The sequence below is a fragment of the Flavobacterium proteolyticum genome, from assembly GCF_015223105.1.
GTDB lineage: Bacteria > Bacteroidota > Bacteroidia > Flavobacteriales > Flavobacteriaceae > Flavobacterium > Flavobacterium proteolyticum.
Map to the genome: position 1 here is coordinate 122,211 of NZ_JADFTZ010000001.1, position 16,140 is coordinate 138,350.

The window sequence follows — 16,140 nt, forward strand, 5'->3', positions numbered from 1 at the left end:
GTATTTGTTTATTCGTATTTCACTTGAATATTGTTACACCCCTAAAATCTCCTCGAAGGGACAATACCTTCTAAGATGTTTTTGATTATAATCGTTTAAAAGACAATTGTTACACCCCAAATCCTGATAGCTATCGGGATCTCAAGAGTACAATACTTTTTAAGATATTTTTACTAGATATCTTTTACATAGAAATTGCTAAGCTAAACCCCTAAAGCCCCTTCGAGGCTACAAGATGTTCCAAGATGTTTTTAGTTATAATCGTTTAAAAGATAATTGTTACACCCCAAATCCTGATAGCTATCGGGATCTCAAGAGTACAATACTTTTTAAGATATTTTTACTAGTTATCTTTTACATAGAAATTGCTAAACCCCTAAAGCCCCCTCGAGGGCACAAGATGTTCCAAGATATTTTTAATTATAATCGTTTAAAAGATAATTGCTACGCCATAAATCCCGATAGCTATCTGGAACTCGAGGAGACAATACTTTTGAGATATTGGTGAAACAAAAAAAGCAGCTTTGATTAGCTGCTTTTTTATATGGTATATTTAAAAGTATTATCTTCTTGAAACAATAACTTTTTTACTCATATCTAAATTGTCTTTCGTTTTGGCTTTAACAACATAGACACCATCACTTAAACCTGCTGTTGAAAATTCATACGAATCTCCAGTACCAAGATTTTTCTTTTCAATTACAACTTTACCTGTTACGTCATACATCATTAATGAAGTAATATCTTTATTTAATGTATTGTAAATTGTTAACATTGCATTTTGATTGTTTTGATACACTGTGAAAGATTCTATAGTCTCATTTGGATTATTTAAAACCACATCTGTATTTTTAAACGTAACTTCAAAACGTGTTGTATTATTTCCTGCAGGCAATGTCATATCAAAAATATTATTTTTAATATCGTAATAAACACCTGTTACTTTATCATGTAAATATACATTTTGATTGGCGTCAAAATCAACAACATCTTTTACTTGTAATTTAAAATTGGTTTGAGCCGTACATCTAAATCCTACTGGAATTCTTTTATCTATATCAAATTTTACCGCAGTTGCCACATATTCATGAGGCATATCTGGTAAGATATAATAAAATTCTGCTGCTTCACCTGAAGGAGAACGACCGTCTGCACCATAATCAAAACCATCAGTTGCCGTATCTAAAAAGGCAATAGTAGTAGGACGAACGCCACCATTATTATACATAGCATGAATTCTGATGTATGGAGCTGTTCCTTTTTTAATTTGTGTGTAATCAATACCCGCCACGTTAGGAATTTCAGGGAAGTATTCCGAATTATCAACCGTTTCTGTTCTTGCAAATTGAGATTGATTTACCACACCTTCTTTAACAAAAACACGGAAATTATTTTTCATTGTTACATTTCCTGAAGCGGTTCCCATTACCATGAAACCTTGACCTATAGGAGAAAATCTTCTTTGAAATACCGATCCAGAACCTACTGGAACACCTTGAGAACCATACCCGTCATACGTCCAAAAAGCAGCAGGAGTATAAATTCCAGTAACCGGATTATAAATTCCATAACCTCCTTGATATTGATTTAAAGTATGAGTATTAACCGTTACTTGCTCCCAGTAATAAGCCTGACCGTTAATCAAAGCTGCATTAGCAGGATCTAATAAATAAGCATTTAAATCTATAGCACTAGGATAAGGATTACCTACCAAAGTAAAATTACCAGCTGAGACAGCTACAGCCATATTTCCATCATTTGGTTTACCTCTAAAATCATAACGTTGTTTGCTTCCAGTATTATTTTGAACATTTTCAACTGCATGAGCAATTGTAGCATCAGTTCCAGAAGTTCCCTTCATAGTAAACCCTTCACCTGCGTTAATTCCAGTTGCACTTCCCACATATGCCCATTGTGCATAAGCATTTGAAGTTACAAAACGCCATATCCAATATGGAGCAATAGCTAATGGACTAGCTGTACCATTGTAGTTGTTAGTAGCTAAAATTGTAGCAGGAGTACTACCCATTACTGAATTAGGTTGATGTAACATTGTAATTCCAAAAGGTTCATTACCAACAATAGCTGATGCATTTCCAACTGGAGAACACCAATAATTGTATTGAAAATTATTAACAGTACCTTCTTGAAATACAGAAAGCTTTCCAGCTCCAGTATTGGCACCCACACCAGTAGTTCCTTGCAACAATTGTGAATTATTTCTCAAAAAGAAATTACCATTGTTTTGCAAATTAACATTTTGCTTTACGAAAACAAATTGATCGTTCACGAATACATAACTATTAGGACTCACATACATTTGTGAAAACGCTGTGAATGAACCCAATAAACCTAAAGCGGAAAGTATAATTTTCTTCATAATACTGGAGTTTAGAATATTACATGTGCAAATATATGCATTTATTATTTATTTTTATTTTTTTAATTCTGCTTTACAACGATTTAAAGTGCATTTCATCCAATTTTTTATTACTAAATCCAAATCCAATAGTGTAATTTTATTTTTTTTTAAGAAAATGAAATCTCGTATGTAAAAAATTAAATTTTTAAAAAAAGCAGTAAAACACCAAAAAATAACTAATTTAAAAATTGCATTTTATCGATTATTTTAAACATTTTATCGATAATTCTTCAAAAACACTTTTTTCTATTTACGTAAAATAATTGAAGTAGGTTTTTGAATTGTAAAAGAATTTAAAAAAGAACTTAAAAAAGAAACTTTTCTTACTTATTAAATTAACATACAGATTTTAAAACACTTATAAAAAAAATGATAACAAATATTTTTTATCATTACTTAATAATCACTTCCAATCCCATCAAAATCATTATTAAAAAGAAACTGAAGAAGAAAAAAAAGTATTTTTTTTAAAAATAAGCAACAAAACAACTAATTGTCTAAAATTCAACTAAATAAAACACCAATTTGTCGACAAAAATTTTGTTGCTTAAAAATAAAATGTACATTTGTATATCAAAACAGTTATTCCAAAAAAAGATACAGTTATTCTTTTTTTTTAACATATTTTTAATTAAGTTTACAAAATCTAATTCGATAATTTGAGTAAAAAACATGTAAAATAGATAAGATGATTTTACAGACATACTTACAAAACACAAGCTTCCCCGAGCCTATTGTTTTATTTTAATTTATAATTTTATGAAAAAAAATTACTTTACGACATTTGCAACACAGGCTAACCCCTTACCTACAACTGTTGCTAAAAAAATTTGCAAAAGCAAAACATTTACATGGCTATTAGCTATGTTTGTCTTATTGGGGATTTCTGATGCGTTTGGACAAGTTACTGTTACTCCTGCCAATGGCACAGCCAACAGTTGCAAACTTCCAACTGATTATGTTACTTTAGGTAATATAACAATTACTGAAAGCGCAGCGAATGGTAATATTTCTATGCCAACAAGTGGAGCGAACTATACCCTTATTCTTACCGCACCACTTAATTTTCAATTTAATCCTGGAGTAGGAACAGTAACACCGAATGGCACTACAGGTGATATTGACAACATTTCAATAGCCGTTACAGCCACAACTATAACAGTAACTTACAATAGTTCTGAAGGTAATAGAACAAATGGATTAGACATAATTACTATAAGTGGAATTCAATTTAGAGGAACAACTCTTCCATCTTCTGGAAATATTACACGAACAGTTCTTTCGCCGGGTACTGGTACAATTACAGGTATAACAAATGGCGTTACAAATTTTGGTACCTTAACATCTTCAAACACAGCGCCAACAGCCATTGGTGGTGGAGCCCCAACAGTTTGTACTGGAGCTTCAACTCCTGCATTTACAAATGCTATACCAGGCGGTACTTGGTCTATAACTGCTGGAACAGGAACTGCCAGTATAACTGCTGGTGGAGTTGTAACAGGATTAACAGCAGGAACAGTAACCGTTGTTTATACAATTGGCACTTGTACACCAGCTACACAAGCTTTAACAATTCAACAAACACCAGGTGCAATTGGAGGAGGTTCTGCTACAGTTTGTACTGGAGTATCAACACCTGCATTTACAAATCCTAACGCAGGCGGAACATGGTCTGTTGTTGCCGGAACAGGAACTGCTTCTATTACTGCTGGAGGTGTTTTAACAGGACTAACTGCCGGTTCAGTAACCGTTCGATATACTATTGGTTCATGTACACCCGCAACTTTTGCAGTAACCGTACAACAAACTCCTGGCGCTATAGCTGGAGGTGCAGCTAATGTCTGCGTTGGTGCTTCAACACCTGCTTTTACCAATCCAAACGCTGGAGGCACATGGTCAGTAGTAGCTGGAACTGGAACTGCATCTATTACCGCTGGAGGGATATTAACTGGATTAACCCCAGGTACCGTAACCGTTAGATACACTATTGGTTCATGTGTACCCGCAACATACAATGTTAATGTAAATACTACTCCCACCGCTATTGGCGGTGGAGCAACTACAGTTTGTACAGGCGCAACAACTCCTGCATTTACAAATGCAATAGGTGGAGGAACTTGGTCTATTACTAACGGTACAGGTTCTGCAACTGTTTCAGCTGGAGGAGTTGTAACTGGAGTAACTGCAGGTTCAGCTACAGTAGTTTATTCAATTGGCACTTGTAGTGTTTCAACTCCAATAACAATAATTACAACTCCAACAATAACAACTAACCCATCAAGTGTTAGTGTTGCAGTTGGAGCCAATACATCTTTTACAGTAGCAGGTTCGAATTCTCCAACTAGTTACACTTGGCAAGTGAGTACCAATGGTGGTGCTACTTGGACTACAGTAACTAACGGTGGTGTTTATAGCAATGCAACAACCGCTACCTTAAACATTACAGGAGTTACTATGGGAATGGACGGGTATCAATACCAAGCAAGTGCAACTAATTCATGTGGCACCTCTACTTATTCAACTACTGCCATATTGAATATATCACTTACATATTGCCCATCGGTACCGAATACAAATTTTCCTGACGGAATTACACGCGTTCAGTTTAACACAATTAATAATGTAACCGCAACAACTGCTACAATTCCTTATACCGATTACACAGCAACTCAAAACACTACTGTTACACAAGGGCAAACCCACAACATTAACGTTTATGTTAATACTGATGGAAACTTTACTATGGTTCAAATGGTTTGGTTCGACTGGAACAGAGATGGTGATTTTGACGACGCTGGAGAGGCATACAATTTAGGAAGTGTAACAAATAACGCAAACGGATTAAGTTCTGCTTGCCCATTTCCTATTCTTATCCCTGTAAATTCAGCCGTAGGAGTAACTCGTATGAGAGTTTCAACTCGTTATAGTGCAGCCGCTACACCATGTTTAAATGGACAAGATGGTGAAGTTGAAGATTACAGTGTAACCATTTTGGCAGCACCTCCATGTACAGAACCAACCGCTCAACCAACCGCTTTAGTTTTAACTGCAGGAACTCCTTCAGGAACAGCTTTAAACGGTAGTTTCACAGCAGCATCTCCAGCACCTCAAAACTATCTTGTAGTAATGAATACAACAGGAACTGCACCAACTGGATTAATCATGGACGGCACTACTTATCCAATAGGATCAAGTATTGGTGTTGGAAATACTGTAGTTGACACTGATAGCAATACTACATTTACAGCTACAGGATTAAACCCTTCCACAACATATTATTTCTATATCTATTCATTGAATGCATTATGTTCGGGCGGACCTTTATACAATACGAACCCTACAGTACTTACTGGGAATGCTACAACTAGTACAGGAGCACCAACATATTGTACACCTGTTACTACATTGGGGCAAAATGATGACAAATACATCAGTAGAGTTGCTTTCATTGGAACTTTAGTAGAAACAAACAATACAAGTACATTTTCAAATGCAACACCAGGTTATCAAGATTTCACAGGATTAGCAACAAAAGCACAACAAGCTCAAGGAGAAGGTGTGAATTTAATTGTTGAATCAATTGGAGGTAGAGCAAGATTACATGCATGGGTTGATTGGAATAAAAATGGTACATATGAAGCAACAGAGATGGTTTACGGACCTCCTACTGCAGGTATTTCTAGCACATTTGGTTTTGTAATTCCAACAGGTGCAACACCTGGTGACTATAGAATTAGAGTAAGAACTTTCAATAGTTTTTACAATGATGGTAACCCAATGAATGGAAATCCAGATGAATATTTCGGATTAAATTTTGATGCGTGTCAATTATTCAGCACAGGTACTGTTGGTGGATTTGCATCTACTCAATATGGAGAAGCAGAAGATTATTTATTTACTGTTATTCAAAAATGTGATGCAAATATAACATCTGTCGTAGATGGCGATGTTTGTAATTCTGGTGTAGTAGATTTAATTGCCACTGGAACTGCTGGCACAACAGAAATCAGATGGTATGACGCTCTTACAGGAGGTACTTATTTAGGTAATTCAACAAGCGGTGGAACATTTGAAACTCCATCAATTGCAACCACAACAACTTACTATTGCACAGCTTGGAATGGCACTTGTGAGTCATTTGTAAGAACACCAGTTGTAGCAAGAGTAAACCCAACTCCTACTTTAACATTTACACAATCTGCTCCAGATGTATGTGGAGAAGATGCCATTGTTGCTTTAACTGCAGGTGGAGATAAAGAGTTAACCAATTTACTATATGAAAGATTTGAAGGTGGAGGTCTAGGTGCATTTACAAATGTAAATTCAGATCCTTCTTCAGCGGCCGTTAAAGCTGATACTAGATGGACTAATAGAGCAAGTACCTTTGTGCCTACAGCTGGTATTTCATGGAAACCTGCTATCTCAAGTGGTTTAGCACCGAATAATTTTGCTTTAGCAACATCTGATTCAGGAACAGCTCCAACAACTTTAGTAGAAAACTCATTAGAATCTGGAGTCTTAAATTCAACAAATTATTTGAACTTAACGATGACAATGAAATTCTACTATTCTAGATATTTCCCTGATGGTAATACTCCAGCAGATGAATATGTAAGAATTCAAATTTCAACTAATGGTGGAACGACTTGGACAACCCTTCAAGAATTTACATCTGATACAGGTATTGGTACTAAATTTTCGGATTTAAGCTACAACTTGAATGCTTACATTAATCAAGCAAACTTAAAAGTTAGAATTTTACACCATTCCTTAGGAAGCGCAACTGGATGGTTACCTGACGGTGTTGCTGTAGACGATATTAAAATCTTTGGAGAAGTACCTTTAAACACTGCTTTTGTATGGAGTGGCGCTTCATTACCAGATGTTTACACAGACGCTGGAGCAACAGTACCATACGTTGCTGGAACACCTGTAGTTAATGTTTATGTTAAACCAACATTAGCGCAATTAGAAATGGGTAGTTATACGTTTACTGCTACAGCTGTTTTATCTAACGGTTGTACAGCAAGTCAAGATATCACCATTTTAAATAAATCAAAAATTTGGAAAGGAACCATAAACAACGATTGGTCTAACGCAAATAACTGGGAACCAGTAGGTGTACCAGATGCTAACAGTTGTGTAATTGTACCAAGTATTTTATCTTCAAGTGGAAACAAATCAGAAATCATAGGACCTGGATTCAATGGTTTTGGTAAAACATTAGAGGTAAAAGATGATGGTGTATTAGAAGTAAATTCTATTAATACATTAACAATTACCGATTATGTTAAGGTGGCACCTTCTGGAACATTCTTAATTGAAGACGGATCAAGTTTAATTCAAATAAACAACGTTGCCAATACTGGAAACATTAGAATGCAACGTAACACAAATATTAGAAAATTAGATTATGTATATTGGTCATCACCAGTAGCAGGATTTAGTTCAAGTGCTATTTCGCCTTTAACACCAGTAAGTTTCATTTACAAATGGGCTCCAACAACTGCTACTGCTTATGCAAGTCAGTTTGGAAATTGGGTTGCAGGAAGTGAAAGCATGACAACTGGTAAAGGTTACATTGTTAGAGGACCTGATAACTTTACGACAACAAAACAAATTTATCAAGCAAACTTTATCGGAGTACCTAACAACGGTATTATTACAACACCAATTAGTAGAAGTACCTATACCGGAGCTAACTATACAGGACCAACAAGCACTCAAGTAACAGCAAATGATGACAACTGGAATTTAATTGGTAATCCATTCCCATCAGCAGTAAGTGCGGATGCCTTCTTAGCAGCTAATTCTACTAAGATTTCAGGGTTTGTTAAGATTTGGACACATGGAGCTTTACCATCATCAGCAACTGCAGATCCATTTTATCAAGATTATGTATTGAATTATACTGTAGCTGATTACATAACTCATAATGCATTAGGAGGAACACAACCAGGATTTGACGGATTCATTCCTGCAGGACAAGGTTTCTTCGTATTAATGCAAGATGCAGCTGCTACTCCTAACACAGTAGAATTTAATAATACTATGAGAAGTAGAACTTACAGAAATGATCAATTCTTTAGGGCAGGAGGTAACGAGAAACATAGAATTTGGTTGCAACTAGTTTCTCCACAAGGTGCTGAAAGTAAATCTCTAGTAGGATATACAACAGAAGCTACAAATGGGATTGACCATTTATATGATGCAATAAATGTAGGTGTTAAAACTAATTTTGAAATATATTCTGTTGCAGAAAATAATGGTTTATCAATTCAAGGAAGATCATTACCATTTGACAACAACGATAGAGTAAATTTAGGAGTTACAATACCACAAAATGGTAATTACACATTAGCAATTGCTGCATTAGACGGATTATTTGATTCAACCACACAAAATATTTATTTAGAAGATACGGTTTTAGGTATTACTCATGATTTAAGAGCTGCACCTTACACTTTTACAGGAACAGCTGGAACTAATGAAACTCGTTTCGTATTGAAATTTAATAATAGTACTTTAAGTAATGAAGATTTTACAGCTAATGCTGTAACCGTTTACACAAATGAAAGTATTAACGTTAGCACTGCAAACCTAACCATTAAATCAGTACGTATTCATGATTTATTAGGAAGAGTATTAGGATCATTTGACAATGTAAATGCGGCTAATTTCTCAACAAGAAATATTGCAAAAACACAAAGTCCAGTATTAGTTGAAGTTACATTAGAAAATGGTGCTACTAAAACTTACAAAGTGATTTTTTAACAAAAATCTAAGATAATTAAAAAAAGGCTAACTTAACTGTTAGCCTTTTTTTTATGTCATTAACAACAAAATAAGAATAAAAAAACAGTATGTTCAATTTAAATCTAAAGACGCCTTAAAAGTTATTAACAAATTAAACATTTCTTAACAAAATATTTATTTTAAGTTGCATACTAAACAAAAAAAACTATTTTTGTGTAATATCAACACAATCAACTATAAACAACTATTACTAACTTAAAATGAAAACTTATTCCTATTTATGGAAAAACTTTATAGTTTTTCTTTTTTTTATTTTTACAACTACAACGTTTGCGCAAGGAACTACTTGTGCAACTTCTGAAAATCTTGTTATTAATGGCGCTTGTGACGCCGCATCTATAACAGACGCAACTCAAAACACGCCCAATGCCACAGGTTGTAGCATTGCTACTTTTCGTAGAGAAGGATGGTACACTTTTACTGTTCCTGCAGGACCAAATCTAAGCATAACAATAACTGCAAGTGCCTCAAACAGAGATTTATTTTTACAGTTAATATCATCAACATCCGCTTGTACAGGCTTGACACAGATAAATTGCGCAAATGCAAATACTACAGCAGGAGCTCAAACAGAAACTATTACAGCAACATTAGCACCAGGGATTTATTATGTCAAAGTAATAAACAATGGCAATAATAATGACATGAACTTGACAAGTATCTGTATTACTTCCCCTTGTACAGGAACACCTTCAGCAGGCACAACTTCTGTTTCTCCTGCATCAGGCTTAGCAGGATCTAGTTACACCGTTTCAAATACAGGACATTCAACAGGTACAGGTTACACTTATCAGTGGCAATATAGCACCAATGGTGGTGGATCTTGGACAAATCAAGGTGCTGCTACTAGTACTTATTCTAATTATACCGCTACAGCGCCTGCTTCTGGAACAGTAATTTGGCAATTGGTTGTAACGTGTACAAATAGCTCCCAAAATGCAACATCTGCATCTGCTACATTCACGACTACCGCAGCCTACTGTATCCCTACAAACACTTACTCTACATCCTACTATATTAGCGGAGTAACTACAACAGGTGGTATTGCCAATATTTCTAATACCCCAACAGGCTTTTCAGCCTACACTAATTATTCTGCTCAATTTGTAAGTCAAATTGCAGGGGCAAGTTTTTCAATAACCGCTACTCACCCATCAAGTACTTATGGTTATAATGTATGGGTTGACTGGAATAATGATGCTGACTTTAATGACCCTGGTGAAAATGTAATTTCAACAAGTTACCTTTCTTCTCCTGCTAGTTTAGGAGCGGTAAACATCTCTCCTTCTCAACCTGCAGGAAGTTACAGAATGCGCATAAGAAATGCTTACTTAAGCAACCCTGCCCCAGCTTGTGGAGCATTTGATTATGGTGAAGCAGAAGATTACACCATTCAAGTCGTTTTACCACCAGCTTGCTCTGGAACTCCAACAGCAGGAACAACAAGCGTTTCTCCAACAAATGGAAATCCAGGATCATCTTATACCGTATCAGCAACAGGGTACACACTGGCAACAGGATTAACCTTTCAATGGCAATACAGTACAGACGGAGGAAGTACTTGGACAAATCAAGGTGCTGCAACTGGAACTTATTCTAATTATACTGCCACAGCTCCAGCACTTGGAACAACTGTATTATGGCACCTTATCGTAACCTGTACAAGTAGTAGTCAAAGTAATACTTCAAATTCAGCAACATTCACATCAGTTTCGACTCAAAACGTACCTACAAATGGCAATAATTCTGTTACTTGTGGAACCAATATTGTTTTGTACGATAATGGTGGATCAACAGGGAATTATGCAAATAGTTCGTCTGGATACACTGTATTAGAAGCTGGTCTTGGAGCTACAATTAATATATCAGGAAATTATGCAACAGAAAGTGGTATTGATTATATTAGAATCTATAATGGAACTGGAACTGGAGGAACTTTATTAGCTTCTTACTCTGGGACAGGATCAATAAACTATACAGGTACAGCTGGTCAAACTTTAACTGTTCAATTTTATTCTGATAGCTCAGTAACAAATACAGGATTTAGTCTTTCTGTTACTTATAGTGGTATCTGTTTCCCAGCATGCGCAGGTACACCAGTTGGCGGAACTGTTATAACCAATCCAAATACAGCATGGCCAGGTTCTCCATACGTAGTTTCTGCTACCGGATATACCCAAGCTTTAAACTTAACATACCAATGGCAATATAGCACTAATGCAGGGGCAACTTGGACAAATGCAGGAGCCGCAACTAGTTCTTATTCAAATTACAATGCAACTGCACCAGCAAGCGGGCTAGTTCATTGGCAATTAGTTGTAACATGTACAAATAGTAGTCAAACCGCTACATCTACTACAGGAATTTTCACAACTATGGCAGTAAGTAATGTAGCAACTGGATGTCCAAATGTTGTTTCTGGTGGTTTAGGCTTAAATGGAGCTGACCCTCTAGCTATAAACTGTACAGCTTCTTCAACTTGTGTAGACCTTGAAGCTACATATTTAGACTTAGGAGAAACAACAAATTATATTGTTGAACCAATTGCTTACAACCCTCCTTTCGCGTTTAATGGATTAGCAAATCCAGTGAGTGTGAACACAGATGACGTTTGGTCTCCTATAGTTCCTCTACCTTTTGACTTTTGCTTTTTTGGCAATACATATAACCAGTGTGTAATTGGTTCTAACGGAATTCTATCTTTTAACACTTCTCTTGCAGGTAGCTCAAGTGGATATAGTTTTAGTAACAATATCCCAATTAGCGGAGATGGTCGTTTAGTAGAAAATTCAATCTTTGGAGTTTTTCATGATATTAACCCAGGTGTAGGAGGACAAGTTGGATGGGAACTTATAACATTACCTACAGGTTGTAGAGCATTAGTTGCTTCTTGGTCTGACGTACCTATGTTTGATGAAAACTCAATTTTATATACTGGTATGATGGTACTTTATGAAAACTCTAACATCATCGAAGTTTACATCAAAGAAAAAAATATCGACAACTTTGGAGCAGGAACATGGAATGATGGTAATGCAATTGTGGGTATTCAAAATGCTACAGGTACATTAGCATCAGTAGCACCTGGAAGAAATGGATTAGACCCAAACTGGTCTGCAACAAATGAAGCTTGGCGTTTTGTTCCAAGCGGAAACTCTATTGCCTCAATAAAATGGTATGAGGGTGCTGGAACTACAGGTCCAGTTGTAGGAACAACACCAAACATAACTGTATGTCCTTCTTCAACAACTGTATATACAGCAGAAATTACCTATACATTATGTGATGGTAGAACCATTAAGGAAGTAGATCAAACTACAGTAACAATAAATGGTTCAAAAGTGTGGAATGGATCTGTTAGCACTAACTGGAATGTAGCTAATAACTGGACTCCATCTGGTGTACCTACAGCTTTAGATTGTGTTGTAATTCCTGATACTGCTAACGACCCTATTATTTCGGGAACAAATTATAATGCCTTAGGTTTAAACTTAACAGTAAACAACAACGCAACTTTAACTGTAACTACAAATAATGATTTAACAATTACAGATTGGATAAATATTAATTCAACTGGTGATTTAATTTTACAAAATAGTTCAAGTTTAATTCAAGTAAATAACATTACAAACCAAGGAACTATGCACATGACAAGAACTGCAAATATCCGCAAGTTAGATTATGTATATTGGTCTTCACCAGTTTCTTCATTTGCTAGTAGTGCTATTTCTCCAGGAACTCCAACTTGGGCTATTTACAAATGGAATCCAACAATCGCTTCTAATACGAATGGTTTTGGAAATTGGGTTAATGGAAATGAAATTATGGCTTTAGGAAAAGGATATATCGTAAGAGGTCCTGATAGTTTTACATCAACTGTTGCTTCTTTCAATACTATTTTTACAGGAACCCCTAATAATGGCATAATAACAACTCCTATTACAAGAGGAACTTGGAATGGAGGCACTTATTCAACTGGAGTTTCAACAACGCTTGGAACAAATGATGATGACAATTGGAATTTAATTGGAAACCCATATCCATCGGCAGTTAGAGCAATTGATTTCCTAACGTTAAATACAAATATTGATGGCTTTATTAAAATTTGGACTCACGGAACATTACCAAGTACTGCAATTGCTGATCCATTTTATAATAATTACGTTTACAACTATACTCCTGGCGATTACATCACTTATAACAGCTCAGGAACATCATCAGGCCCAGGAGTATTCAATGGAAATATTGCAGCAGGACAAGGTTTCTTTGTATTAATGAAACACACCTCAGTTGCAACTTCTGAAAATGTTACATTTAACAACTCTATGAGAAGCAGTACTTATGATAATGCTCAATTCTTCAGAAATTCTAATGAAAACGGAAGGATATGGTTAGATTTAGTAGCTTCAAATGGAACTAATATTAGAAATTTAGTAGCCTATACAGATGGCGCATCTAACGATAGAGATCGATTATATGATGCTATTACAGACGAAAAATTAAATTTAAATCTTTATAGCTTAATTGGAGAAACACCAATGACTATTCAAGGAAGAACATTACCATTTGATCAAAACGACAGAGTTCCAATGGGTGTTAAAATACCTCAAGATGGAAATTATTCAATTGCAATTGGAGTTGTTGACGGATTTTTTACTGATGCAAATCAAGAAATTTATTTAGAAGATAAAGTTACTAACGTAATACATAACTTGAGAGACGCACCTTATAGTTTTACTTCGGTAGCAGGTAACCACACTAATCGTTTTATCTTAAGATATACTAATGAAACTCTAGGAAATGATGATGTTATCTCTGACGAAGCCAATTTATGGGTTATTAGTTCCGATGTTTTATCCGTAAAATCAACTAAAAACGAAATTCAATCGGTACGAGTTTTTGATGTTTTAGGAAGACATTTAGCCTACTATCCAAATGTTGGCGGTTATGAAGTTCCTCTAAAAACTATTCAAAAAAACAATGCCGGGTTAATAATTCAAGTAACCCTATCAAACGGAACTGTTGTTAGTAAAAAAGCGATTTACTAAATAAACTTTACCTCAAAAAAGAAAAGCCTTTACATTTTGTAGAGGCTTTTTCACTTCTATTCAATCAATATAAAATTCAAAATAACTTACTATATCACCAATTTATTTTTCCTCTATAATATTTTGATTTTGAAAGTTAAAACAGTACTTTTGCACGCTGAAAAAATACCCCATAGCAATACAAAATAATTAATTATGAAAAAAGTATTATTTTTTACATTGACTCTACTAATCAACCTTAATATAGTAGCACAAGTTGGAGTCGGCACTACCACTCCTGAAGGCGCATTGGATGTTAGCTCATCAACTAACGGTTTTATTCCTCCAAGGGTAGCTTTAACCGCAACAAATGTTGCTGCACCAGTTGTTAATCCTCAGGGCGGATCTCTTGTTGCTGGAACTACTGTTTGGAATACAGCAACATCAGGAACTATTCCAAATAACGTTGCACCAGGATTATATTTTTGGGATGGCAGTAGATGGGTAGCCTTCGCTGGATCTCCAGGTGGACTAGATTGGTCATTAACAGGAAATAGCGGCACAGTTGCTGGAACTAATTTTTTAGGAACAACTGACGCTAAAGATTTAGCTTTCAAAACTAATAATAGCGAAAGAGCAAGAGTTCTTTCTAATGGTCATATTTTAGTTAATACTACAACTAATGATGGTACATCGGGAACTGATAATATTTTTGAAGTATTAGCTACTGTTGATGGTGATGATGCTGTAAACGGATATGCAACCGGAACAGGAATTGGAGTTTACGGAACAACTACTGGAACAGGTATTGGAGTTAGAGGATCAGTAAATAATTCTACAGCTTTTGCAATTTATGGTTCTAATACAAACACTACAGGTCCTGGGATAGTTGGCTCAGGAGCAGGAACAGGTGGAACATATTATAGTGGAGCTGGTATCAACGGAAACGGAACAGACACTGGAGTAGCTGGTATGGCAACCACCGTTGCAACGGGAGTAGGTGTACGTGGTAATGGTAATGGAGTATCAACTAATACTACTTCAGGTGTTGGTGCTGGTGTAGCTGGTTCTGGAACACAAATTGGTATTTTTGGACACGCTAGTAATACTACAGGTACTAAAAACGGCGGTGTTTTCACAAGTGAACATGGAGTCGCTGGTACTCCTGATAATCCCTATGCTTATTTGGCAGGTTCGGACGGAACATTAGTTTATGGCGGATATTTTGATGGAAATCAAGACAACACAGGAGGCTCACAAGATTACGCTTATGTAGGAGCCGTTAGTGGAGGTACAACTTACAAAATATTAGGCTCTGGATCTGTTTCAACAATAGTAAAAGACGAAAATAACGAGAGAAGAGTTTTATTTGCTCCTGAGGCTCCAGAAATTTTATTCCAAGATTATGGAGTTGGACAATTAAAAAATGGAGTTGCCACTGTTACTTTAGACCCAATATTAACAAAAAATATCTTTGTAGACGAAAAACACCCTTTGAAAGTATTTATTCAATTAGAAGGTGATTGCAAAGGAGTTTATGTTACAAACAAAACCGCAACTGGATTTACAGTAAAAGAATTACAAAACGGAAGAAGTAATACTTCTTTCTCTTGGCAAATCGTTGCAAATAGAGCTGACATGTTGGACGCTAATGGGAATGTTCACTCAAAACACGTAGACGTTAGATTCCCATTAGGACCCGGACCAATCAAACATAATGATGCTCATTATGAAAAAGTTCAGGAAAATAAAAATATAAAGGGAAGTAACTAATACTTCAAAAAATTCCAAAAAGACCTCTTCTTTAAATAGTCGAGGTCTTTTTCATTTGCATAAGCCTCACGTTCAAAAGAAATATTGTAATAAGCTTCTCTC

General features: G+C 35.6%; 4 protein-coding genes. 3 read left to right on the forward strand and 1 reads right to left on the reverse strand.

The genetic code is table 11. From position 1 onward, the window contains the following. Window positions 1-562 precede the first annotated feature (562 nt). Window positions 563-2,380, reverse strand: a complete 1,818-nt coding sequence (locus IM755_RS00540) for a T9SS type A sorting domain-containing protein (protein WP_194093137.1) — start codon at window positions 2,378-2,380, stop codon at window positions 563-565. An 801-nt stretch (window positions 2,381-3,181) separates the two neighbouring features. Here IM755_RS00540 and IM755_RS00545 point away from each other — a divergent pair. The 3 genes from IM755_RS00545 to IM755_RS00555 all read left to right on the forward strand — a co-directional run bounded on the left by IM755_RS00545 (window position 3,182) and on the right by IM755_RS00555 (window position 16,038). Next, complete coding sequence (locus tag IM755_RS00545) at window positions 3,182-9,196, forward strand: beta strand repeat-containing protein (protein ID WP_194093138.1); 6,015 nt, start codon at window positions 3,182-3,184, stop codon at window positions 9,194-9,196. 242 nt (window positions 9,197-9,438) lie between these two features. Continuing rightward, window positions 9,439-14,286: a GEVED domain-containing protein gene (locus IM755_RS00550; protein WP_194093139.1), complete on the forward strand. Its 4,848-nt coding sequence runs from the start codon at window positions 9,439-9,441 to the stop codon at window positions 14,284-14,286. 195 nt (window positions 14,287-14,481) lie between these two features. Further along, window positions 14,482-16,038 (forward strand): autotransporter outer membrane beta-barrel domain-containing protein, encoded by a 1,557-nt coding sequence (locus tag IM755_RS00555; RefSeq protein WP_194093140.1) that lies wholly within the window; start codon window positions 14,482-14,484, stop codon window positions 16,036-16,038. Window positions 16,039-16,140 lie beyond the last annotated feature (102 nt).